Genomic DNA, 24,071 nt, shown 5'->3' on the forward strand with positions numbered 1-24,071 from the left:
GTTCATCCACTGCTTTTTTCGCTGCGTCTTGTTTCGCTTTTTCTGTTGCTGCTGCTGCGTTTTTTGCATCTAGTAAGCTTTGTGCTTTGTTTAGGTCTGCTTGTAATGCTGCTTTGGTTGTTGGATCAGTTACAGTGTCAATGAGTCTTTGTGCAGCATCAATTGTTGCTTGTGTCGTTGTTGGTTTGATTGCATTACTTGCTGGGGTGTTGCTGTTGAATAGTTCGTTGACTGCTTTTCTGGCTGCATCTTGTTTCGCTTGCTCTGCTTGGTTTGCTGCATTGCGTTGGTTCAACAATTCTTGTGCACGATCCAAGTCTTTTTGTAAGTCTGCTTTTAGAGCTGGATCTTTGATTTTGTTGATTTCTGCTTGGGCGCTATCGATGGCATCTTGATCTGTCGAAGCTTTGATTGCATCACTTATTGGTGTGTTGTTCACGAATAGTTGATTCACGGCATAAGTTGCGACTGCTTTTTGATTTTGGTCGTCTGCCGCTTGTTGTGTGCGTGCGTCAAGTAAATCTTGTGCCTTATCTAAGTCTGCTTGTAGGGCTGTTTTCACTGGACCTGCTGCTAGAACGTCGATGGTTTTTTGTGCGTCATCAATCGCTTTTTGGTTCGTTGTGTCTTTAATCGCGTTGCTTGCTGGGTCGTTGTTTGTGAAAAGCTCTTTTACCGCTGTATTCGCTGTGTTTTGTTTCGCTTGTTCGTTTTGTCCATCTAGTAAGCTTTGTGCTTTGTCGATATCTTTTTGTAAGTCTGCTTTTACTGTTGGATCTTGTACTTTATTCACTAAAGCTTGTGCCGCATCGATTGCCGCTTGGTCTGTTGTCAATTTAATGCCGGTTTTTGTTGCATCTGTGAATAGGGCATCCACAGCAGTTTTCGCAGTATTTTGCGCTGCTTTATCTGCTGTTTGTTTTGCTAACAATTCTTTTGCTTTATTAATATCGTTTTGTAAATTGGTTTTATCCGTTCCTGCTGCAAGTTTATCTACTGCTGCTTGTGCTGCATCAATTGCTGCTTGGTCTGTTGTTGGCTTCAAGCTATTTTTATTAGCATCTTTGAAAAGATTATTGACCTTGTTTGTTGCATCCGAAATATCTTGGCTAGTCGATGTAAAGCCATCGTTAACTAAATAACTTACACTTGCAACAACAGCTGTTCCTGCCTTGTTATAATAATCCACAGTAAGCATTCCAAATTTAGGAATCTCAACTTTTTTATCTAATGTATAGATTTTTATCCCAGTAGCTGTTGGTGTTTCCAATATTCCATAATTATAAAGTTCGGCACCAACTCCATTACTAGTAGCTCTAATTCTAATTGTTCCACCAGTACTAAGTTTTGTTAAATTAACTACAACGTTAATTTTTCCGTTAGCTTCATTCACAATTATGTTTGATGATTGAGATGATATAGCACTGAAGTAATCCGTTGCTACTGTTGCTTCTGCTAGATGTCCACCGCTCAATGATTCTGATAAACTTAATGATGTTGGGAAAATTTGCGATGCTACAATTGTCGTTGTTAATAAACCTACTGCTATTTTTTTACTTGCGTTTTTCATTTTAGTTTTTACCTCTTTCAATTTTTAAAATTTTATTTCTTACAATCACGGCTTTTTATACCGCGAATAGGAACTCTTTAGTATTACCTTCTAACGATTTTTCTCTCTCACCTCCTTAATTTAAGTTTACCAGCTATAATTGTCAGTTTTTTTTTAGTTTTCAATCCCATATTTTTTTTATATGACGATTTCATGAACTTTTTTCGTTTTTTTGTCAAATATATTCTACTTCTCACTTATTCTTCGATGTCTAATACACGCTAAAAGTAGTAAAGAGCCCAATATTACCCAAACTAAGGAACTATGATCGCCTGTTTTAGGGAGTTTAGAATCATTTGCTTTTTGTGCTATTTTTTCCTGTTTTACGCTAATATTTGATTTGGAGATTGGCACAATAGATGGTGCTTTTTGCGAAATAGGGCTTATTGGCTTGTTAGGTGTTTTTACTGGTTTTTCTGGTGTTGTGACAGAATTCTCTGGTGTTTTAGCAGGATCATCTGGATTACTTGGGTCATTAGGTTCAACCGGATCGATTGGGTCGTTGAAAATTGGTGGTATTACTGGAATCGCGCTATTTTCGACAGTTAATTGTATGTTACTTCCTTCGCTAACTACGTCTACTTCATGAATCGTTGGGTCTAACAAATAGTTAATCGGTGCCGCTGTTTCTTCTAATAAATATTTACCTGGCAGCAACCCAATGAAATATAGTTTTCCATTGATATCTGTTTTTCCTTCAACAAAAGTTCCATCGGGGCTCTCTAAACGGAAGGTTGCATCAGCTAAAAACACGCCAGTATCTTTGTCCACTTTTGTAACTTCAAGTGTACTTGGTGCTATTTTTTTATTTTCAACTGTGATGTTTAGTGTGCTCAGGCTGTTGTTCGTAATTGTGACTGGAATCGGTGTCGAATCCAACGCGTAACCTTGACTTGCATTTGTTTCGACGAGCTGATAATCTCCAGGTACTAAGCCTTCGATTAGCCATTCACCATTTGCATTCGTCACACCAGTATCTACTACATCTCCGTTTGGGTTCTGTAATTCAAATACTGTGTCGGCTAGTTTTTGTGTAGAATCAGCTGCATCTTGCTTCGTAATAAGGATATCACCGCGGATTTTCTTCGTAGTAACCGTATTGGAATCATAATATTCGCCATTTAGCAAAATCGCTCCTGTATTATGAACACTATCTCCAATCGCTAAACGTGTTGCATCGACGCTAAATTTGGCTGTAGCTGAACTACCGATTGGAATATCTTTTTTGACAACTATCGTTAGCTCATTGTTTTGTTCTACAATGTCAAATGCACCTGAATCGTCACTTATGATACCGCTGTAATCAAGACGGCTATCCAATTTATCGGTAAATGTTTGGCCAGCTTTAATCGTTCCAGTTATCGCACCTAATTCTAGAGAATAATGGATGGTTGGATTTTTTGCTGTAATAACTGTTTCGTCCACTGTTTTTTTCAATACTTTATTAAAATTCTCATCACCATCTAGTCGGTACGTGAGACTCGCTGTTTTCGTAACTTCTTGACTTGTCATCTTCGCTGGGCCTTTGTATTGTTCATAAACATGCGTTACTTTTACTTTATACTCGACAAGAAGCATTTCATCGGGATCTAACTGATCGACGCTAAATGTTAGCTGTTGGGTGACTGGATCGTAGTTGATTTTATCAGCATATTGAGCTGTGACGTATTCTCGTGAGCCATCTGGATGTGTTAAAATAATCCGAATACCATCGACGGAACTGCTATCTGTTGCATCAATACCTTTTGTAACAGGTGCGTGAGGATCAATTTCTAAGCCTTGTGGCACTTCATCGGTAACGACGACATCATGCAGATTCAAATGTGTCTGCACATTCATCGCCAAATGAACTGTATTAAAACTACTATCCGAGGCATGAACCAAAGCAATACCGTTTTTATCTACTGTTCCCTTCCACCATTTCTCAAAAGGGACAGGCGTTCCAATTGGCTGCATCGAAATCGGTACAATTTCAGTGTCCGTTTTTCCTCGGTAGCTCGCTGTGAATTTTTGATCTGCTTGCAATGTCGTATTGGTGCGGATAATCGGTGCTTGAAAAGAGATTGTAAATGACGCCGACCATGCCGCACCAACGTTAAAGCTACTAACTGGCTTTACGTACACAATAATGCTGTCTGGCATCGATGCTGGTGATTTGTCCACGTGATCGATTGTGAAAGCCGTTGAATTTATATTTGTTAACGTGCCTGCGTTGTATACTTCTCTAGGAATCACTACCGAAATTAATTCTCCGTCATCATGCACAGTATCTGCATCCGCGCTTAATGTCACGCGTAAATTCACTTTACCCGAGCTAATAATTGGCGCATCATATACCCTTAAATCAATATTGAAATTCCCTGTTGCCCGCACGCCATTATTCGTTGTTACCGCACTAGCATTTACCGCTGCCATAAAAATAGTATTTATGAAAAGAACGAGCATCATTAAGCAATATATCCATTTCTTCAAATTCAATTCCCCCACAGTTTTATATTTTTACCTGAGTTATCTATGTCTATCTATCTTTCTATTTTAGACACTTCTCTTATCTAAAAATCACTGTGCCCCCCTTCAAAAAAAAATTCATGTCCCTTGCGCATAGATGTTTTTAAAGCAGCGCCATAGTTCCCGTTTCAACCAAATTAGCCTTGCCATCACCTCCTTTACTTTTCTCGCTTTGTTCATTCTCCTTAAAAATGTTCTCTAAAGCTGTACTGACATATTCTAGTTCGGCCTGCGTCAAGTTCGATCCTGATGGTAAACACAACCCCTCGCGGAACAACCTTTCACAAACAGATTCTTCCTCTTGCTCATGTTTATAAAATGGCGTTGTTTCAAAAACTGGTTGCAAATGTAGCGGTTTCCACAGGACACGCGTTTCAATATTGTATGCTTGCATTCTTTCCATCACATCGTACGGTGTCATACCTGTTTTCTCTATATCTAATGTGATAGCGCTGAGCCAATGATTCGATACCGAGTTAGAAAATTCCGGCATCATACTTACTTCGTCCAAATATCGACACTTCTCTGTATAAAAACGGAAATTAGCTTGTCTTGCCGCAATACGCTCATCCAAAACTTCCATTTGCGCGCGTCCAATCCCTGCTAAAATATTGCTCATTCGGTAGTTATAACCGATTTCCTCATGTTGATAATGGCACGCTTTTTCTTTTGCTTGTGTGGCTAAAAAAATGGCTTTTTCAATCATCGCTGGATCTTTAGCTACCAACGCACCGCCGCCAGATGTTGTAATAATTTTGTTACCGTTGAAGGAAAAAATACCAAAGTCTCCGAATGTCCCTGTTTGTTGCCCTTTATAAGTAGAGCCTAGTGATTCTGCGGCATCCTCAATGATTGGAACACCAAAGCTTTCACAAACAGTGACTAATTCATCCATTTTTGCACTTTGTCCGTATAGATGTACGATAATCACCGCTTTTGGTAAGCATTGTTCTTTATTCGCATCTGCTAACGCGCGTTCTAATGCTTGAGGCGACATATTCCACGTTTCTGGTTCTGAATCGATGAAAGTCACGTCAGCCCCTAAATATTTAATCGGGTTTGCACTGGCTATAAACGTGAAGGAGGAACAGAAAACCATATCTCCGTGCCCTACTTCCAATAAACGCAACGCTAAATGAATCGAAGCTGTTCCAGAACTTGTCGCACAAACTGATTTAGCCCCAGTGTACTGTTTAATTTGCTGTTCAAATTCTGTAACATTCCTTCCTAGCGGCGCAATCCAATTCGTGTCAAATGCTTCTTGAATGTAGTCCTGTTCCTTGCCGCTCATATGTGGTGTTGATAGTAAAATGGCTTTATTCATCCGTTTTAACCTCTTTCATCATTAAATTTATACGTGACTCATTCTACCTGTGTCTCGCCTATCGTTCCTTGGAATTTTTCCGTGGTGACATGATTATCTTGACTAATATCCGCGCTACCAAGCACTTTACCAATAGTTTGGATAAAAATTTTTAAATCCAGTTTAGCTGAATAATGATCCACATAATAAACATCCCATGCAAATTTTGCTTCCCAACTGATTGCATTGCGTCCGTTCACTTGTGCCAAACCTGTTATGCCAGGCCTCACGTCATTTCGTTTACGCTGTTCTTCGCTATACAAATCGTTGTACTCCATCGGGAGCGGACGTGGCCCAATCAGACTCATATCACCTTTTAACACATTCCATAATTGCGGCAACTCATCTAGGCTGTACTTCCTCAAAAACATCCCAAACGAGGTTAATCGCGCATCATCTGGCAACGCTTCTCCTGATGAGGCAAACAATTGACGCATCGATTTCAACTTATAAATTCGAAAAGCTTTCCGATTCTTCCCAGCACGCTCACTTACATAAAACGGTATTTCTCTATATAAAAGGTAAAATATAATCGCACAACCTAAAACTGGCAAAATCGCGATAATTCCCATACTAAAAGCAACAACAACATCAATACAACGCTTCATTTCTAGCGACTCCTTTCACCAAAATATCATGTACACGACCTGCCAAACGCTCAGCATCATAATTTTCACTTAGTCGCTTACTTGCTTTCTGCGCTTTGAAATAACGCGCCTTGTCCTCTGCCATCTCTTCAATAAATCGGCAATACCCTGCCTGATCTGTATATAGAAATCCTTTGCCAGCACCGCTTTTCACTAGGACATCATGCTGCCAACCTTGATAATTCAATATCACCGGTAACCCCGCTGCTAAAAAGTCGAAAAATTTATTGGCACTGTTATCCCAAAGAATCCGAGCATCCTTCACTGTCATCGCACCTAAATCGCAACACTTAATGAAACTTTGTACTTCTTTTTTTGGCATTTCATCTAGAATTAGCACATTCTCCAGTCCCTGTTCCGCAACCTGTTGTTGTAATACCGATTTCTCTGAGCCTTCACCGATGAGTAAAAAACCAATATGCGATTTATCTTTCATTTCACGAGCGGCATTCACCAAATGTTGCAATCCATTTACCTCACCCATCGTACCTGGATGTACGACGACGAAACGATCCTTCATCCACGATTTCACAGCGAGAGAAGTCGGTATTTTCGCGGTAATTCGATTCATTGCTTCATTATTTGCGAGGTTTTCCACAACGTGCACTTTCTCACTGCTCACACCTTTCGCAACGATGTTTTCCTTCATTGCCGGCGATAATGCCACAACATGTGCTGCATGCTTATACAACTGCTTCTCTAAATAAGACAGCATTCCAATCAAAAAACGATTTTTCAAATAACCTAATTTCACGGGCACATCTGGCCAAACATCGCGGACTTCGAATACGAATGGTGCGCACTTTATTTTGCTGAGCGCTAAACCAACCAAACCTACCGTTAGAGGCGTTGACGTTGCATATATCACATCGACACTTTTTTGTTTCATGCCTTGTTTGAAGCTACCAGTCATAAATTGGCCAAATGCTTGAATCCTGCGCCATTTGCTCATTTTTTGATTATATTTCGTTGCGGTAGAAATGACCTCAAGCCCTTCTGCCGTCGTTTCACTCGTTCCAGTTCCAGTGATAAGCGTGACGTTATGACCTTGTTTTAAGAAATATTTTGAGAACTCATAAGACCGTGTCGCGCCTTTTTCTTTTTGGAAATGCTGGTGTATATATAGTATCTTCAAAGTAACTGACTCCTTTAAATTTCGTCATATAATTCGCCTAATTTGCGTTCCTCAATCGACCAATTGAAGTTAGCTACATGTTGTTTATAGCCATTCGAGCCGAGTTCCATTTGCTTTTTTGGTTCATCTAGTAGCATCTTTATCTGTGCTGCGATTTCGTTCGGAGACAATGGATTGACCGCATAGCCACTCTTCGTTTCCTCCGCCAAACGCTCATATGACTTGAAATTGGAAAGCACATACGGTAAAGACAACGACATATATTCAAAAACTTTCGTTGGTAATGAGCGTAAATAGTTCGCTTCAGGGTGAAGTATTGCCAGACCAATGTGGGACTTCGCGTAATACGTCATCAACTCACATAAATCTAAGCGGCCAACCAGCTGCACCTCGTTCACCAAATCGTTCTCAACCAGGAATTCCTCTGTATACACTTCCAATCGTTCCGGCACTTTTCCTATAATAAGCAACTGAAATTGATAGTTTGCCTGTTTCAAAAGTTGCGCGACTGCAAGCATCTCCTTGAAACCGCGTATTTCATGAATCGCTCCCGCATAAATCAATGTCGGCGTCTCATATTTCGCTATTTCAAATACCTCTTGTAAAAAGGGATAATTGTAAACGTCCATCTGTTTCGTCGTCAATACCCCATAGTTTTCTTTGTAATATTTCTCTGCATAAATCACTGCGTTCATGTTTTGAAGCATCTTTTTTTCAGCGGAAGAAACGATTCGTATCAACCACTTCGGCATGCTTAACTTACCGATTTTTTTCGCTTTCAACACTGCCGGGAAATCTTCATGCATATCAAAAATCACTTTTTTATGATGCATTCTCTGCAGAAAATAGCCGAGTGGTAGTAGTTCTGGATCGTGTAGATGAATGATTTGAGCATCAGATTGGCTAGCAATGGAATAGAATTTAAACCATGTTTGCCACCGCTTCATCATGCTTTTCGACGTAAATGTAATCACACGCAAATTCGGAATGTTGTTTTCATAGACATGATTACTGGCTGCTGCATAAAGCGTTACATCATAGCCTAGATTAGCCAAACTCACAGCCTCTTTATGAAAAACACGCGTATCATTCCAAGGATGGACCGAGCTCATTATTAGAACTTTTTTCATCATTCGCTTGCTCCTTTCGTTTTTAAAGTTCGGATAAAACGTCTTTGCGTGAGGGCGACAAGTGCGCCGTATATTGCTATTCCAACTACAACAAGCAGTAATAAAGATACGATTGGGGACAAACTAATTTGCACTTTTAAATAGTAGAGTACAGCTCCCATCACGCCTGCGTTGACAAGAATAATCAGTTGTTGTTTGACCAACTTATGCCGCGCATCCATTCGCCCAATTCGTTTTTCGAGTAGTCGATAAGCAAACCAAGCAGATACAAAATTCATAAATCCGGGGATAAGAAGTACTGCGTAGATATTAAAAATAGGAGTTAAAATCAGGAGTAACAAAACATTGGCGAGTATTGTGAAAATAGAAATTCGGGACGGCGTTTTTGTATCATCTAAACAGAAGTAAACCCGGTAAATGAAATCTCGTAGCACTAATCCCGGTAAACCAATACCCAGCATGGTCATAAATAAAGTCACTTGTTGCGTATCCGCTGAGGTAAACGCACCCCGTTCGAAAAGCAGTGCCGTGAACAGGTCACCGATAACCGCAATCCCAACGACCAATGGAATGACAAGTATGTTCGTAACGGTGACATATTTGATAAATAATTCTTTTCCAGCGTTAATTTTTTTAGCAAACATGCGCGTCAATGAAGGGTACACGAGAGTTAAAATATTAACAAGAACAAGCGCCTGAATAATGCTTAAAATCTGGTTTGCATAGCCTAATGTTGCCACGTACCCTTGACCTAAAAAACTAGCCAGCGTTGTTGAGAAAAGTAGCGAAACTTGAAACACAATCGAGTTAAAAACAACTGGCCCAGTTTGGCGTATTAATTTGTGGAAAATTTGATTTCCCCATTTAAACTGGATACGAAATCCAAATCCACGGTTTCGAACAAGCAAGATGCCTGCTTCAAGAATAAATGAAATAGTCAAAAATAAGCTGACTAACAAAATAGAGGGTTTTTGCGCCAAGACGATGTAGATACCGCTGAAAATTGTGCTGCATAACGTCGCTATTTTTGCAGTTAGAAAATCGTTCTCGACTTGCCGGAATGCAGTTAAGACAGCGGTCAAGACGCGATAAATTTGTGCAACACTCAGAATCATAATAATCAACAAGGTTAATGTTAGTGTTTCCGATAAACCAGACTGATGCTTCAATATCCAAAACAAACTTCCAATACCTAGCCCTACCGCCACTATAATTCCTAGCAGCAAGACACTGACATACGTATTGATTGCCGCTCGTTCAGCCACAGTATCTCCGCGCTTCGTTAAAAACGGGATGAGTACAATGATAATCGCTGGTATAGCTAAGTTCGTAATCGATACCGTATACGTATTCGCTAAATTATAAGCATCTACTTCCGCGCCCACTCCGAAAATTTTTGCGATAAATACATTTTTTATCAAACCGAAAAATTGAGTGGCAATCGTCAGTAGTATCATCAGCATGAATGGTTTCATTAATTTGGAAGTCACTCGTAAATCACCTTTTCTAGCTTTTTAGGCCTCTAAGTTCTGTTTATAAAACGCCACTGTTTTTCTTGCAATTTCTTGCCAAGCGAAATTATCATGAACAGCTTTCAAAGCTTTATCCCCCATCTCGAGGAGTTTCTTTTCATCAGCTAGCATTTCCAAAACGCCGTTCGCCAATGATTCAATAGATTTCGCAGGTACGAGCAAACCCGTTTCGTGAGGAGATATAATCTCAGGAATCCCGCCAACACTTGTTCCAACAAGCGGTTTCCCACACGCCATCGCTTCTAGGCCAGCAATGCTCGTCGCCTCCATCAAGGAAGGTAGCACGACAACATCCGCTGCATTAAAATAATGTGGCATTTCTGGATTCATCACACCCGTCACGATTGTCACACGCTCTTCCAGGTCATTTTCTTCAATGAAAGTACGGATTGCAGCTTCCTGACTTCCACTCCCAACAATCAAGATTTGAATCGTTGGGTTGTTTGCCAGCATCTTTGGAATAGCTTTCGTAAAGTACAGGACACCATTCTTTTCTTCCAGTCGCCTCGCAATCATCACAACCTTATCCGAAGCCTCGTATCCTAGCTTCAAGCGCATTACACGGCGCATCATTTTATCTGGATAAAATTTAGAGACATCCACACCGTTTGAAATATTCCGAGCAGCTTTCTTTGGCAAAACCATAGCAATTTTACTCGTCAGCTCAGAACTCGGCGCGATAACGCCATCCATATGCCCAAGCAAAACACGGCAACGCGTAAATTTCTTTTGCGCATACCAATTCAGAAAAGTGGAGGAATGGTTTGTAAAAATTTTTACACCGTCGAATGGGATTTTCGTAATGACCGAATCAGCGATAAGTTTATGCCAGTGAATCACTTGAAATACGTCTTCTTCCAGCAGTTGTTTTATTTTACGCCTGCCTTTATACATGAATTCTAATGCTCTAATTTTTCGTCTATTACTTACTTTCACCCGCACGACACGGACGTTACCGACATACACTTCTTCCGGCAATTCATTCTCCGGGTCATATATTTTTGTAAGCAACACAACGTTATGCCCTAGAGCACTGATGGCGCGGCTAATTTCTAGTACATGAGCGGCAATTCCTCCAACACTTGGATAGAAATCATCGGACACCATTAAGACATTCAGTTTCTCCATCATTATTTTTCCACCGCCCACTCATAAAACGCGTCTCTTTTCGGATCTTCATAGACGATTTTCTCAATGACACGATCCTTTGGAATGGCAAAATATACAGCGCCGTGAATTACCTTATCCCCAGAAATCGTTTCGCCAAGCTCGTCTACCATTGGGTAGTTTAGTTGATATTTCCCATTGGAATCCAATGCTTTGAAAAAACTCGCCGCCATCGGAATGTTGTATTCTGTCATATTTCCAATCTTCATTTTTACTTTCATTAATTTTTTCTCTTTTAGGTTCTCGCCTTTTGGTAGGCTTTTGCTGGCATCTTTTATAGATACCATTTCTATTTTCAAGCTCGTGACGATTGCTGCCTCATCTTTTGGAAAATCATGTTGCGTTTGTTTCGCCGTAGTTTGTTTCGGTTCTTCGTTTTGCTGACAAGAAACAAGCACACTTACTACAAATAGACTACTTATTAAAAGTATGATTTTTTTCATTTTCAAGCTCCGTTCGTTTAAAGTAATGGTTCAATATCGCCAGAATTATCCCAAAGCTGATCCATACATAGCTTTTTTCAAGTGTTGTGCTTGATGCGAATGAAATGAATGGAAAGGCGATGCTAATGATTAGGGGCAACATATACCAAGGTTCTTTTCCTTTGTTCTCGTACCATAATCGGAAGCTAAATTGCCACACGAAGTACAGGAATAAGAAAAGGAACAACGCGGATAGCAAACCGTAATTAGCTAAAACTTCTAGCAAGAAATTATGCACGGATACGCCACCTTCTCCATTTTGCTCATCGGCTGGAAAGTATTGCGCTAATGCCATTTGCACATTCCCAGGGCCAAGTCCAATAAAATGCGTATCTTGAATCGTCTGCCATGTGTAGTTTGTAATCTCCAGTCGAAAATCAGTTGACGTATCTTTTTCTGTATAGGTTCGATTCACCTGTTTTGTGATTTCTTGCATCGCTGGTAACTGTAAGATAAGTGGGATAGAGAGTACAATCAGCACTCCCCATTTCCACGATTTTTTTACAATAAGGAGAAACAAAATACCTGCGATTAAGACAAGTGCAATGCGAGATTGTGTCGCGATGATAATATAAACAGACATAACTGAGAGCGAGATTTTTATTATTTTCCCAAAATATGTCTCAGATCGCATGTATACGAGGACCAAGGGCAGGAATAACACAAGGAAAGACGCGAGGTCATTCGGGTTAAAAAAAGTTCCACTAGGCAAGAATTGAACATTTCCAATCGCACCGTTTAACGCTGATTTTTTCAAGTGAAGCCCTGTCGTTATCTCATACATAGCGATGCTGATGTTGATGCTAATCACACCGCACAAGAGTAGCGCCAGTCGTTCTAGTTTCTTTTTGCTATCCAAATAGTAAATTCCAGTTCCTATCAGATAAATCGCTTCGATGATGTAATATAAATTTCGGAATCCTGCTACTGGATATTTTGCCCAGACGAGTGTTATTGCCGCTGCAAGGAGCCAACCGAGGAGCAGAAGTAACATGATTCGCACACGTCTATTGAGCCAGGACCAGTCTTTCCAAGTTAGCAGTAATAACAGCACTTGAACTGGTAGTAAAATTCGATACAAGAACAAGCTCTCATATCCAGGAATAGAAAGGATTGAGCCGAAGAATGAGGCAACAACGAGAATTACCCAAGTCATTTCTGCTAATTGTTTCAGTGTGAAAAAGAAACTAAATACTATGATAGCGATAAGAAACGGGAGAACTAACACTTCTTTATACAGCGTTCCTACAGCAAGTAATGCTAAGAAACTAAATACAAAGGTCACTTTTAAAGTTATTGTTTTATTCACGATCTCCACCTCAGTATTTGTAGCGATAACCTTTCATATCATTTTTAGATGCCGGCACACCATTCACTACGCTGCCAATCACATGCGCGTCAGAAATCTCCAGATATCGCATCGCCTGCTTAATATCGCTACGCTTCGTCCGTTTAGCAAAAGCAACAAAGAGTACACCGTCACACAATGAGCTGAGAATCCGGCTATCGGTAATTGGCAGAAGCGGCGGGGCATCAATAATAACGTAATCAAATTGTTGTTTCGCCTCTTCAATAAGCTGCTTCATCTCTAAAGAATCCACCCACTCACTCGGATTTAGCGGCGCAATTCCTGTGGGCATTAACCTCAAATTCGGATGATGCGTTTCTTGGGTACATTCCATCAATGTTTTTTCACCCATCAAGCGATCTATCAATCCTATATTTTCCGAAATTTGCATATATTTTCGCAAAGATGGCCTATGGAAATCCGCATCAATTAGTAACGTTTTATTTCCTTTCTCCGCGAAAATACCAGCAATGTTAACACTCGTAAAACTCTTGCCTTCACTCATATTCGCCGAAGTCACCATAAAATTGCGGATACCTTGTTTTTTCAACATGAATTGCAGACTTGTCTGAATGCTATGGAATTTTTCTTTGTAAAATTGAATCTCTTTACTCTGTTCAAAATCACGATATGTCTTCATACCAGTCTCCTTTCTGCGTTATTTAATAAGCGGAATATCACCAATAAATTTCAGCGACAGTTCTTCCAAATCGGATTCTCCTTCAATGACATTCCGGAAAAGGTAAATAAGTGAGACTAAGAGGATATTGCCAATGATTCCAAGAACAAAAGCAATCATCGTGTTGATAATAATATTTGGGGATGTTGGTTCTAGTGGAAGATTCGCTGGCTCTAATATAATGACTTTATTATTAGAAACGAGCTTCGGTAGGTCTTTTTGATAAGTCTCTGTAATCTTATTTACGATTTCTTGTGCTCTTTTAGGGCTTCCATCTTCTACTGATACCGTGAAAACGAGGGAATCCTTATCTGATTGGATGCTTATTTTTTTTGCTAAAGCGTCATTTGATTCAGTTAGATTCAGCTCTGACCTCACTGTTTCCAGCGTTCGTGAGCTTTTTAATATCGTGTTGAATGTGTTCGCCATCTGCATATTGGTCTTTAGTTGCTCCGAATACACCGTTGTTTCTTTTTCCGAACCAGACTCCACATTAGTTGTGATAAAAATCTGCGCGGATGAAGTATATTGCGGTGCGATATAATATTTACTAATACCAAACGCAATCGTCATGGCAATCAATGGCAAGGCGATTAGCCAGATTAGATTATTTTTAATAATCTTTAATGTGACGCCCAGCTCCATTGTTTTTGCACTCATTTTTGTTCACCTCTACTTTTTCTATTCATGCTTGACCTATCTTGTGCACGTGTGCATGTTGCTTCTTCCAAACATTTCTAGTATCAATAATGCAGGGACTTGTTGCTAATATCTGATCATAATCAACCGTCGAATGCTTTGTCATGATAATAACACCATCATAGGCTTTGACATCCGCTATTTTGGATACCGGATAAATAGTTTCACCAGAAGCATCACGGAACGATTTCACAAAAGGATCGAGTACAGTGAGTTTTGCATTAGCTTCTTTCAAATGCTCATACACGTGTAATGCTGGGGATTCTCGCACATCGTCAATATCGTTCTTATACGCCATACCAACGAGTAAAATGCGCGACTGACTGAGTGACTTGCCTTGTTTATTAAGCGCTTTGCTGGCGATTTCCACGACATGTTTTGGCATCGAAGTGTTCACTTGTTGCGCCAGATCAATAAATCTGCTGAAAAAATTCTTCTCTTTGCCTTTCCAATAAAGGTACATCGGGTCAAGCGGAATACAATGCCCACCAACACCTGGCCCTGGATAAAATGGCATGAATCCGAAAGGTTTGGTTTTTGCTGCATCGATGGCTTCCCACAAATCAATACCAAGTTGTTCTGCCAACAACGACATTTCATTGATAAACGCAATATTAATGCTGCGGAACGTGTTTTCTAGTAATTTTGTCATTTCGGCGATTTCTGGCGTAGATACTGGAACAACCGTATCAAATGCATTTTCATAATATAACTGGCCGAGTGCAGAACATTTCTCTGTCATACCACCGACTACTTTCGGGACTTCTTTCGGCTTAAATTGTTTGTTCCCTGGATCGATTCGTTCTGGAGAAAAGCAGATGAATAAGTCCTCACCAGTTGTCCAGCCTTCTTTTTCGAACTCGGCATAAATCAGATCGCGCGTTGTACCTGGATATGTTGTACTCTCCAAAACGAGTAGCGTACCTTTTTGAATCACTGGTTTCAAACGAGAAACAGTGTCATTGATGTAGCTCATATCAGGTTCATGGGATTTGGTAAGTGGCGTCGGAACACAGATGCTGATGATGTTGGCTTTTTCCAGTTCCTGATAATCCGTCGTTGCTTGGAAGCGCTGATTTTGTAATGCTTCACCAATCACCCTTTCTGGAATGTCGATAATGTGCGATTTTCCGAGTGATAGGGTTTCTACCTTGCTATCATCCAAATCCACACCAATAACTTGAAAACCTTCCGATGCAAATTCCATCGCCAATGGTAAGCCGACATAACCCATACCGATAACGCCAATCACCGCTTCTTTTTGCAAAATTTTATTCGTCAAAATGTCGTAGTTGCTAACTGTTGTCATAGTTTCCAATTGCGTATACGTCATATTTTTTCATATCTCCAATCTAATTCTACTAATTCGAATAACCGCTTTTTACGTTCCTCATCTGTGAGACCCATATAAATGTCCAGCAACATCTGAATGCCGACTAATTCGGCCGGATGCGGATTGCCTTCCCCCACAAAAATCTTATCAAAAATTTGAACTGGGTTTTTTTCGTGATTTTCGAATAATTCTTCCTGTACTTTTTCACCTTTACGGATACCGATAAATTCAATCGAAACCGTTTCACGTCTTCTTCCAGTCAAGTCAATTAATTTATAAATAACATCCAAAATCTTAATCGGGTCACCCATATCAAGAACAAATATTTCACCACCGGATGTCAGCATACTCGCCTGAATCACAAGCTTACTCGCCTCTGGAATCGTCATAAAGTAGCGTTCCATATCAGGATGCGTCAATGTCACCGGTTCGTTGTTACAAATTTGACCGTGAAATAGCGGGACTACACTACCACGACTGCCTAACACATTTCCAAATCGCACCACACAAAAGTTCGTTTGAGATGTTTGGTTGAATAACTGTACAATTTTTTCAGCGATACGCTTTGCCGCGCCCATCACAGTTGTTGGCTTCACAGCTTTATCAGTTGAAATCATGACAAACTTGTCCACACTGTGTGCATCAGCAACTGCCGCCAAATTCCACGTACCTTGCGCATTATTCGCAATTGCCTCCGTGCTGTTTTGTTCCATCAACGGTACATGTTTGTGCGCTGCAGCATGGTAAACAATGTCTGGACGATACTCCTCAAAAACAGCTTCTAGTCGTTCTTTATTTTGAATATCTGCAATACATGGAACCAATGCCACGTGCGAATACGCTTTTCTTAATTCGCGATGAATATTGTAAATACTCGCCTCACCATGCCCCAGCAAAATTAACTTTTCCGGCTTTCCACGCATAATTTGGCGTGTAATTTCTGATCCTATCGAGCCACCAGCACCAGTCACTAAAATCGTTTTATTCTTCACCATCCGTGCTACGTCTTGGTAGTCCAACTCGAACTCATCACGTTCAATGATATCTTGGTACGCAACAGGACGCATTTCAATTTTCGCCTTTCCAGCAAAAATATCTTGTAATGCTGGCAAAACTTGCGTCTCAATTTGTAATGCGATACATATGTCCAATATCTGTGCGCGCTTGGCATATTCCAGTGAAGGTATCGCCAGCAATACACATGTAATGGCTTCATCTTTCACAATTGTCTCTAATTGATCTAGCCCACCAAGCCTCGGCGCTCTATCCAACTTCACATGCGGACTATCATCTAGTAACCCAATAATTTGGTATTCGGAACCCGTTCTATTCGTCAGCTCGTGAAAAACATAGTTAGCCGCTTCTCCACCACCGATAATTACCGTCCTTTTCAAAACCATTTGTTATACCTCGCAATCATTGTCTATCATTTTTCAGGGCTCACTTGCCATTCATATTTTTCTTTTGTAATCGGATGCTTATAAACTACCGTATACGGGCCCTTATTATCTGATTTAAAATAGGCATATCCAGTCATTTTTTCCTTCGATGCAATATTTTCTATCATATTTTCAAATGGATATATAGCTAGCTTTTCATTTTTATTGTTCGTCACCTGAAGTGCTGTACTATCAAAGAACAAATCCTCAATCGATGTATTTTTCAACGTTATTTTCAACCGTAAAACTTGCTTCACTTGCTGCGTATCTTGATCTCGCTCATCCGTATAACTCGCCTGTTCCATATTTATTTCCAAACCCTTCGCATCTACTTTTTCCTGAACTTGGTGACTTGGCCTATTTGCTTTTTCAGGCGTTTCACTCCCAGTACAGGCGGCGATAGTCATGGATACTACAACGATACCCGCAATAGCTAATAATTTTTTGAACACTCTAATCCCTCCAAACGCATTTACTGTTTCAGTAACTGTATTTATCTTCATCTCTAATAATATCTATTTATTCTAAAAAAATTTAATAAACTAATCATCAGAAAAATAAGTCATCTAATACTAGTATATTTCGTGATTGAAAAATAATACTTTCTTCTTTTTCCAACTGCGTCAATACAGCACTCAGGGTGGTATTACTTACCCCAACATAATTAGCCATTGCTCCACGCGTGAAACATCTTGGCAGTTTCACATAATTATCGATGCGATCTGTTCCAAAACGCTCCACGATGACTTGAAGCATATTTTCAATCTTCTGCTGATTCGTATCGCTACCACTTACAATTTTCATCGCGTAACGTTCGTACATCATTCTCATATAGTTGTAATGGTACAAATAACCTTCTTGAATACTCATCATTTTAGCGATAACATCACTTAGCAAAAAGCGCCAAACCATCATTTTTCCTGTTAAAACCTCACCACGCATCTGCGTATTGCGAATCTCTTGACTATGATGTAAACCGATAAAATCTCCTTCACCGACGAAATCAATAATCTGCTTGCCAATATACAGCGCGCCGACACCATTTTCTACAGCATATACATATGGTGATTCCACTTGAGCCGATTCCAAAATGATCTGATCACCTCTCCCAAATACAACACGTTCCTTATAAATCGGGAAGTTACTGTCTTCAAGTAATAGCCTAAATAATTTTTGCGGATGGAAATCTTGTTCAATCGTATCACGATTATAAAGCTCCATTAATTCCATTTCCTCACCTCCAAAATTATACTAACAGTTATAATTATCTTTTATTTTAAAAAAACACTACTAATCCCGTTAATTTATGTCTATTTCGTGAATTATCCGACAGTGCCTTGTTGCTTTGCTGCTAACTCTATTTAATCATCTCCTGGTATGTTAGAGTAATCACAATTGTCACTAATGACTGCCAAACGTGAAAAAACTTACAAAAAAGAGCAAAGAACCGTAGCCTAAACCACGTTTCTTTGCTCAATGCTGTTCTTATTCCACATCAAAAATAAGGCTATTTATTTTCTCCCAATCTTGATCTGTAGGCATGCGTTCCGTTCTGTATTTAATACAATCAAGTCGCTCACCATCCTCTTTGTAGTTATATACAACAATATCCGCGTCTAAATCCTTCACTACTTTATTCGTAATATGCTGGTTTACTAGGAAAGTTATCTCTACATCGGGATTCACAAAACTATCCACCAAAACATTCAAATAATTCAGATAAGAATTTTTGCCATCAAAAGCAAACACCACATGTTTTTTCCGCTCTCCTTTACTTTGGTGTGAAAAATAGGTAAACATCGTAAAATTAACCGCAACATCCTCTACATACTCTATCCCAAATTTTTTTTTAATCGGCGCATCAGTCAATATTTCTAACCACTTTATATACATAGCTGGATGTCTGTGCTTAATAAGCCGATTGATATCCGTGCTATTTCGTTGGAAAAGTGGCGTTAACTGGGTGAGAAAATAGACATTCCGCAAGTATAGCACGTATAAAGAAAACATCTCTGGTTCAGGCAATTCCTTTTCTAGTTTCGTAAAAGCATTTACTAAAAATTGATTGATTAATTCTAAATTCTTTACATCTATCAATCCTTCTATGTCTACTGTCTTGCCTTTCTCATACACATAGTTATCAAGAGATAACAAGCTACCATACATAAACTCATCTTCTGTCACATACTGTTCCTCAATACCTGGAAAGTAACTCCGTCCAGACCTAGGCATGAACTTATACGTTGACAACTGTCTCACAGACGCTTTCAAACGTGACTCTAATACAAGCGTGTGCCCCTGCTCCAATCGTTTCCTAATTATCATAATCCAATACAAACCACTCCAATGTTGTGTCGCTATTTTACGATCCGTTTTATCTATAGCCTCACTATACCACCGTAGAAAAATCTCTTTATCCTCCTCTGTCGGCTTGTTCATAGAAGAAATATCATTCGTATTGTAGAGAAAATGAAAGTAAAAATGACGAATGTTCACTTCATCGCCAACGATTGCAACTGGGGTTAACGTCAACTCCAATTTAAATTCCTTTAATATCTTTTTCAGATGACCTAGATAGCGATACAACGTCGAGGTAGATAAAAATAAATCATCTGCCCATTCATCAATAGTTAAAAATATCTCATCGTATACACTATTGACAATCGTATACAGCGGTGATTGTTCTGCAATTTGGACGACTAAATCCTCAATTAAATGCGCATGATTAATAGTATATCCAGAAGCCGAACTAAACTCCACAATATTATCTTCTGGCAAGATATACTCCAAATCCTTCATATCCCGAAACAACGTCCGCTTAGAAGTCCCGAAATCATCCGCAATCTCATCCAGCGTTATCGGATAGTTGGCCTCATAAATTGCTCTCAACAACTTAATTTGGCGTTTTATCTTTTTATCAGCAACCAATTGTGAAAAAAAATGATTCATGATAAACCCTCCTTCAAATTATATATCCTTGCTTACGTTACCTTGCTCTCTTGGAAAACATTCCTCCTTTCTAAAAAAGGTTTCCATATCATTCCTCCTTTCTGCGACTTATTATAAATGCAACTTCCTCTTTACCGCAACTTCTTCTTTTAAAAATGACACTCATAACTGACAAGAGTGAATACACAACTTTTGGCTTCCATGGTTAAATAGAGTTATCAGCAAGAAGCACACAGACAAAGAAAGCCACAAAAATAAATTACCAATTCCAAAAAAATTTGAAAGAGGTTATTATTTATGAAAATGAAAAAATTAGTCAGCACACTCGCACTAACATCTATTGTTGGAGCTAGCTTAATGACACCATTTCAAGCATTATCAGTTGCCGCTGAGGAAAATCCAATCATCATTGGATCTACTGGAAACTATACTAACACCCCCGTTGGACCGAATCTTATCAGCCAAGACTTCACAACTATCAATAACAAATTCAAAGATTACCAAATCAGTGAATCGAGCATTATAACAAACCCAGATCCCACAAAAACGCCAACCTTGTATGATGATAGCAACTGGTTACGTACAAATATCAACTCCACTCAAGCAATTTCCGCAACTAATCCATTTAGTTACTCTACACGTGATACCGCAGTTACTGCTCAAAAGAAAGCGTATATTGCGACAACTATCAAAACAGAACCTGGAAAATTATATCAGTTTAAATATGACACAAAGCTCTATAATACAGGCGGTTTTGCTACAAGCCCACAAAATGGCCTCATCCAAATGAACGCACGGGTCGCAACACATACTGGTAATGTGACATACAAAAGTAATTCGTATAGTTTAGCTGGAAGATCCGCAGAAACCATAACGAATAAAAATGAAATTATTGAGTTTAGAGCAACCTCCGATAAAACAGTTATTTCCGCAGAAATGTCCTACCAGAATCTTGGTACGAACACTGGTTATCATTTTGCTGCTATGAGTAATTATTCTGTGACAGAAATAGATGAAGCTGCAAACCAAGAGGCACGGGATGCTGTAGCTAACCTATTTATCGATAAAGAAGTGACTGGTACTATAAACAACAACGCGGATCAAGCAACAATAGATGCCGCAAAACTACTAGTGGATGCCGTACTATCGGATAGCGTACGAGCAGAATTGCAGAATCAATTAAACGAAGCTCAAACGCAACTAAATGCTCGTAATGAAGCAATTGCTGCCGAAAAAGCCCGTGAAGAAGCTGCCGAAAAAGCAGTGAAAGAACTATTCACAGGAGATGATCCAACCAATAACACCCTTAAAAATACAACGTCACAACAAGAAATTGACGACGCAAAAAAATTAGCAGATACAGTCACTGATCCTACGAAAAAAGCAGCCCTACTAGAAGACTTAGACAAGGCTCAAAACCTACTAAATACACAAACGGCCGAAAAAGCCCGCCAAGATGCCGCTGAAAATGGCTTAAAAGACTTGTTCAATAACAATGATCCAAGCGGAACAATCAAAGACACAACCACCCAAGAAGCTATTGATACCATCCAAGATCTAATCAATACAGTCACAGATCCAGCGCAAAAAGCAGCGTTACAAACCGAATTAGACAACGCACAATCACAATTAGATACACAACTTGCTCTTCAAAACAGCGCAAAAACATCTGTCGACAACTTGTTTAGCGACACCAACCATACAAATCTAGCGAATGACGTAGACCAAACTGACATCGACAACGCAAAAAATCTCGTAAACCAAGTCACAGATCCGACTATTAAAGTCGCTTTAGAACAAGATATCGCAAAAGCTCAAGCATTGTTAGACGCCAAAAATGCAGAAATCGCCAATCAATTAGCCGCCGAGAATACAGTCAAAGCCTTATTCGACAACGACGACACGAAAGGTACTATCAAAAACACGACGGACCAAGCTGCTATCGACGCTGCCCAACAACTCGTAAACACCGTGATCGATCCAGCCAAGAAAATCGAGTTACAACAAGCGATCAACAAAGCCCAACGCCAACTCGCACTCGGTGAAGTCACGATCGACACTTACACTCTAGGTAGCCATAACATCACAGGAACAACGAAAGCAGGCGTAACCAAAGTCGGCATCTATGTGAACGGTAAACTCATCCGCACTGCTTCCGCAAGTAATGGCACGTACCAAATCTACGCTAGCACAACACCAGAACTACAAGTCGCGGGGCAAGCCTTCGAAGTCGCACCAATCGCAGCAGACGGCACAATTGGACTAAAATCTAGCTCTGTAGTTTCCGCAAAAGTAACACCAGAAAAAATCGTGAAACCAATGATTGACGATTACTTCAAAGGCACAAGCTACATCACAGGTACAGTCTCCTCTGAAGCGAAGAAAATCGCGCTTTACATCGACGGTCAATTCGTCCGCTACGGCGCTGTTACAGGTGACACATTCAAGATCTATGCATCCGATATTGCCTTGCTCAAATCAGAAGGGCAAACATTCGAAGTAGTTGCTGTAGATAGCGTTGGAAACGAAGGTGAACGCGCTTCTTCTAACGTGAAAGTGAAAACCATCAAAGGTATCGTCATGCCTAATGAAACAACAACACTTTCGACTTACAACACAGGTACAGTCACAGGCGATGTTCACATGATCGCACTCTATGTTGACGGTCAATTCGTCCGCTATGGCGCAGTCACTGGCACAGACTACAAAGTATATATCTATGATGTCCCAGCTCTACGCATCGCCGGTACTACTTTTGAAGTAAAAGCATTAGACACAGCTGGTAACATTCTTTACACTTCCACTCAAACAGTTCAATAAGACTTCTCCCCTCGTTAAATGCAACCATTCAGCAAACTATTAGTAAGCCTAATTTATCAAAAAAAATCCAAAATTCGAAAGAGGTTATTCATTTGAAAATCAAAAAAATTATTAGCGTTTTAGCCGCAACATCTATCCTAGGAACAAGCATTGTTACTCCTCTAAATATTATATCCACAGAAGCTTTTGCCTCTGTGACAACACAATCCGTAGGTGCAAATCCAAACTTGCTTAATCTTAATTTTGATAAAGCTACAGAAACAACATCCTTCAAACTTAAAAACTGGATTACTGGTACTGCGACAAACAATATAAAAGCTAATACCCCAACCTTCACCCAAAGCGGAAATAAATATTCCACTTCGGATGGTAAAACTATTCAAGTAAATAGCCCCACTGAAATTGCCCTAGTCAACACAAGTGGAAAATATTTCATGGTCGGTCAATACATTAATACAGAAATTGGAAAAGAATATACAATCTCATCTAAGTATACAAATCCTAATCCGAACGCTACATCCAATTACTTCTGGATGGGTGTACAATCAAGCGCCGATGTAATTAATGATAGTAAGTTTACCGCAGCTAGTGGCACAGCCGAGCATACGTTTACAGCAACAGAAAGTCAAACACTTGTTTTCATACAACAAGTTGTCACAACTACCGGAGCTAAAACGCTAACACTATCTGATTTTTCCACAGCTAAGTCCAACTACCAAATGGCGAAAGAAGGCGTTAGCGCTATGTTCGAAACAGATGGCAAAGTAAAGACAACTGTGGATCAAGCATGGATCGATGAAGTTCAAGGCCAAATCAACTTAGTAACAGATGCAACGAAAAAACAAGCGCTCCAAACAGAACTAAACAAAGCGAAACAAAAAGTAGCTGACGATATAACGAAATCAAATAATGCCAAAACAGCTGTAGACGCACTATTTGTAAACAACACCTCATCAAGCGATTCAATCAAAGATACAACGACGCAAGCTGCCATCGATAACGCAAAAAATCTTGTAAGCCAAGTCACTGATCCAGTAGTAAAATTGGCTTTAGAAAATGATATTGCAGAAGCTCAAAACTTACTTGACGCTAAAAACGCCGCTATTCAAGCAGAAAAAGACCGTCAAGATGCTGCTTCTAAAGCTGTCAAAGAATTATTCACGAACGACGATACTTCTAGCAACAGCATCAAAAACTTAACAGACCAAACAGCCATCGACGCTGCAAAAGC

Annotated in this window: 19 protein-coding genes; 2 read left to right on the forward strand and 17 right to left on the reverse strand. The window is 39.7% G+C overall.

Going from position 1 to position 24,071, the window contains the following annotated elements; genetic code table 11:
• The 17 genes from EP58_RS16860 to EP58_RS01680 all read right to left on the reverse strand — a co-directional run.
• A partial coding sequence (locus EP58_RS16860; protein ID WP_241480994.1) for a toxin Cry1Ac domain D-VI-related protein occupies positions 1–1,570 on the reverse strand: 1,570 nt, incomplete at its 3' end.
• Positions 1,571–1,795: 225 nt separating this feature from the next.
• Positions 1,796–4,081: an MSCRAMM family protein gene (locus EP58_RS01605; protein ID WP_124892573.1), complete on the reverse strand. Its 2,286-nt coding sequence runs from the start codon at positions 4,079–4,081 to the stop codon at positions 1,796–1,798.
• Positions 4,082–4,220: 139 nt separating this feature from the next.
• Positions 4,221–5,441, reverse strand: a complete 1,221-nt coding sequence (locus EP58_RS01610) for a DegT/DnrJ/EryC1/StrS family aminotransferase (RefSeq protein WP_077917787.1) — start codon at positions 5,439–5,441, stop codon at positions 4,221–4,223.
• A 38-nt stretch (positions 5,442–5,479) separates the two neighbouring features.
• Positions 5,480–6,088 carry a sugar transferase gene (locus tag EP58_RS01615; protein WP_036089245.1) on the reverse strand — a complete coding sequence of 203 codons (609 nt, stop codon included), beginning with the start codon at positions 6,086–6,088 and terminating at the stop codon, positions 5,480–5,482.
• Positions 6,072–7,262 (reverse strand): glycosyltransferase family 4 protein, encoded by a 1,191-nt coding sequence (locus tag EP58_RS01620; RefSeq protein WP_036089246.1) that lies wholly within the window; start codon positions 7,260–7,262, stop codon positions 6,072–6,074. The genes EP58_RS01615 and EP58_RS01620 overlap by 17 nt, the downstream gene beginning before the upstream one ends.
• A 14-nt stretch (positions 7,263–7,276) precedes the next feature.
• Positions 7,277–8,395 carry a glycosyltransferase family 4 protein gene (locus tag EP58_RS01625; protein WP_052164928.1) on the reverse strand — a complete coding sequence of 373 codons (1,119 nt, stop codon included), beginning with the start codon at positions 8,393–8,395 and terminating at the stop codon, positions 7,277–7,279.
• A complete protein-coding gene (gene murJ, locus EP58_RS01630) occupies positions 8,392–9,882 on the reverse strand; it encodes a murein biosynthesis integral membrane protein MurJ (RefSeq protein ID WP_036089247.1) in 1,491 nt (496 codons plus the stop codon). The genes EP58_RS01625 and murJ overlap by 4 nt, the downstream gene beginning before the upstream one ends.
• Before the next feature lie 24 nt (positions 9,883–9,906).
• Positions 9,907–11,055 (reverse strand): glycosyltransferase family 4 protein, encoded by a 1,149-nt coding sequence (locus EP58_RS01635; RefSeq protein ID WP_036089248.1) that lies wholly within the window; start codon positions 11,053–11,055, stop codon positions 9,907–9,909.
• On the reverse strand, positions 11,055–11,534 hold the full coding sequence (locus EP58_RS01640) for a hypothetical protein (protein WP_036089249.1): 480 nt from the start codon (positions 11,532–11,534) through the stop codon (positions 11,055–11,057). The genes EP58_RS01635 and EP58_RS01640 overlap by 1 nt, the downstream gene beginning before the upstream one ends.
• Entirely contained in the window at positions 11,506–12,882 is a 1,377-nt protein-coding gene (locus EP58_RS01645) for an O-antigen ligase family protein (RefSeq protein WP_036089250.1), read from the reverse strand. Before EP58_RS01645 ends, EP58_RS01640 begins: the two co-directional genes overlap by 29 nt.
• Positions 12,883–12,892: 10 nt before the next feature.
• On the reverse strand, positions 12,893–13,561 hold the full coding sequence (locus tag EP58_RS01650) for a CpsD/CapB family tyrosine-protein kinase (RefSeq protein ID WP_052164929.1): 669 nt from the start codon (positions 13,559–13,561) through the stop codon (positions 12,893–12,895).
• Positions 13,562–13,579: 18 nt separating this feature from the next.
• Entirely contained in the window at positions 13,580–14,260 is a 681-nt protein-coding gene (locus EP58_RS01655) for a YveK family protein (protein WP_036089251.1), read from the reverse strand.
• Between the two features lie 25 nt (positions 14,261–14,285).
• The gene (locus EP58_RS01660; RefSeq protein ID WP_236637264.1) at positions 14,286–15,632 is read right to left on the reverse strand and encodes a nucleotide sugar dehydrogenase; all 1,347 of its coding nucleotides are present in this window, start codon (positions 15,630–15,632) and stop codon (positions 14,286–14,288) included.
• Positions 15,629–17,032, reverse strand: coding sequence for a polysaccharide biosynthesis protein (locus EP58_RS01665; RefSeq protein ID WP_052164930.1), 1,404 nt, complete (start codon positions 17,030–17,032; stop codon positions 15,629–15,631). Before EP58_RS01665 ends, EP58_RS01660 begins: the two co-directional genes overlap by 4 nt.
• Positions 17,033–17,058: 26 nt before the next feature.
• Positions 17,059–17,523, reverse strand: coding sequence for a DUF4352 domain-containing protein (locus EP58_RS01670; RefSeq protein WP_036089252.1), 465 nt, complete (start codon positions 17,521–17,523; stop codon positions 17,059–17,061).
• 97 nt (positions 17,524–17,620) lie between these two features.
• Entirely contained in the window at positions 17,621–18,301 is a 681-nt protein-coding gene (locus EP58_RS01675; protein WP_036089253.1) for a Crp/Fnr family transcriptional regulator, read from the reverse strand.
• A gap of 255 nt (positions 18,302–18,556) precedes the next feature.
• Positions 18,557–20,020: an AcpB/EbpR/MafR family transcriptional regulator gene (locus tag EP58_RS01680; RefSeq protein WP_036089255.1), complete on the reverse strand. Its 1,464-nt coding sequence runs from the start codon at positions 20,018–20,020 to the stop codon at positions 18,557–18,559.
• A gap of 297 nt (positions 20,021–20,317) precedes the next feature.
• Here EP58_RS01680 and EP58_RS01685 point away from each other — a divergent pair, with 297 nt between their 5' ends.
• Complete coding sequence (locus tag EP58_RS01685) at positions 20,318–22,840, forward strand: toxin Cry1Ac domain D-VI-related protein (RefSeq protein ID WP_036089256.1); 2,523 nt, start codon at positions 20,318–20,320, stop codon at positions 22,838–22,840.
• A gap of 92 nt (positions 22,841–22,932) precedes the next feature.
• The coding region (locus EP58_RS01690; RefSeq protein WP_036089258.1) for a toxin Cry1Ac domain D-VI-related protein at positions 22,933–24,071 on the forward strand (1,139 nt) is incomplete at its 3' end.

Origin of the sequence: Paenilisteria newyorkensis (assembly GCF_000766145.1) — a bacterium.
Lineage (GTDB): Bacteria > Bacillota > Bacilli > Lactobacillales > Listeriaceae > Listeria_A > Listeria_A newyorkensis.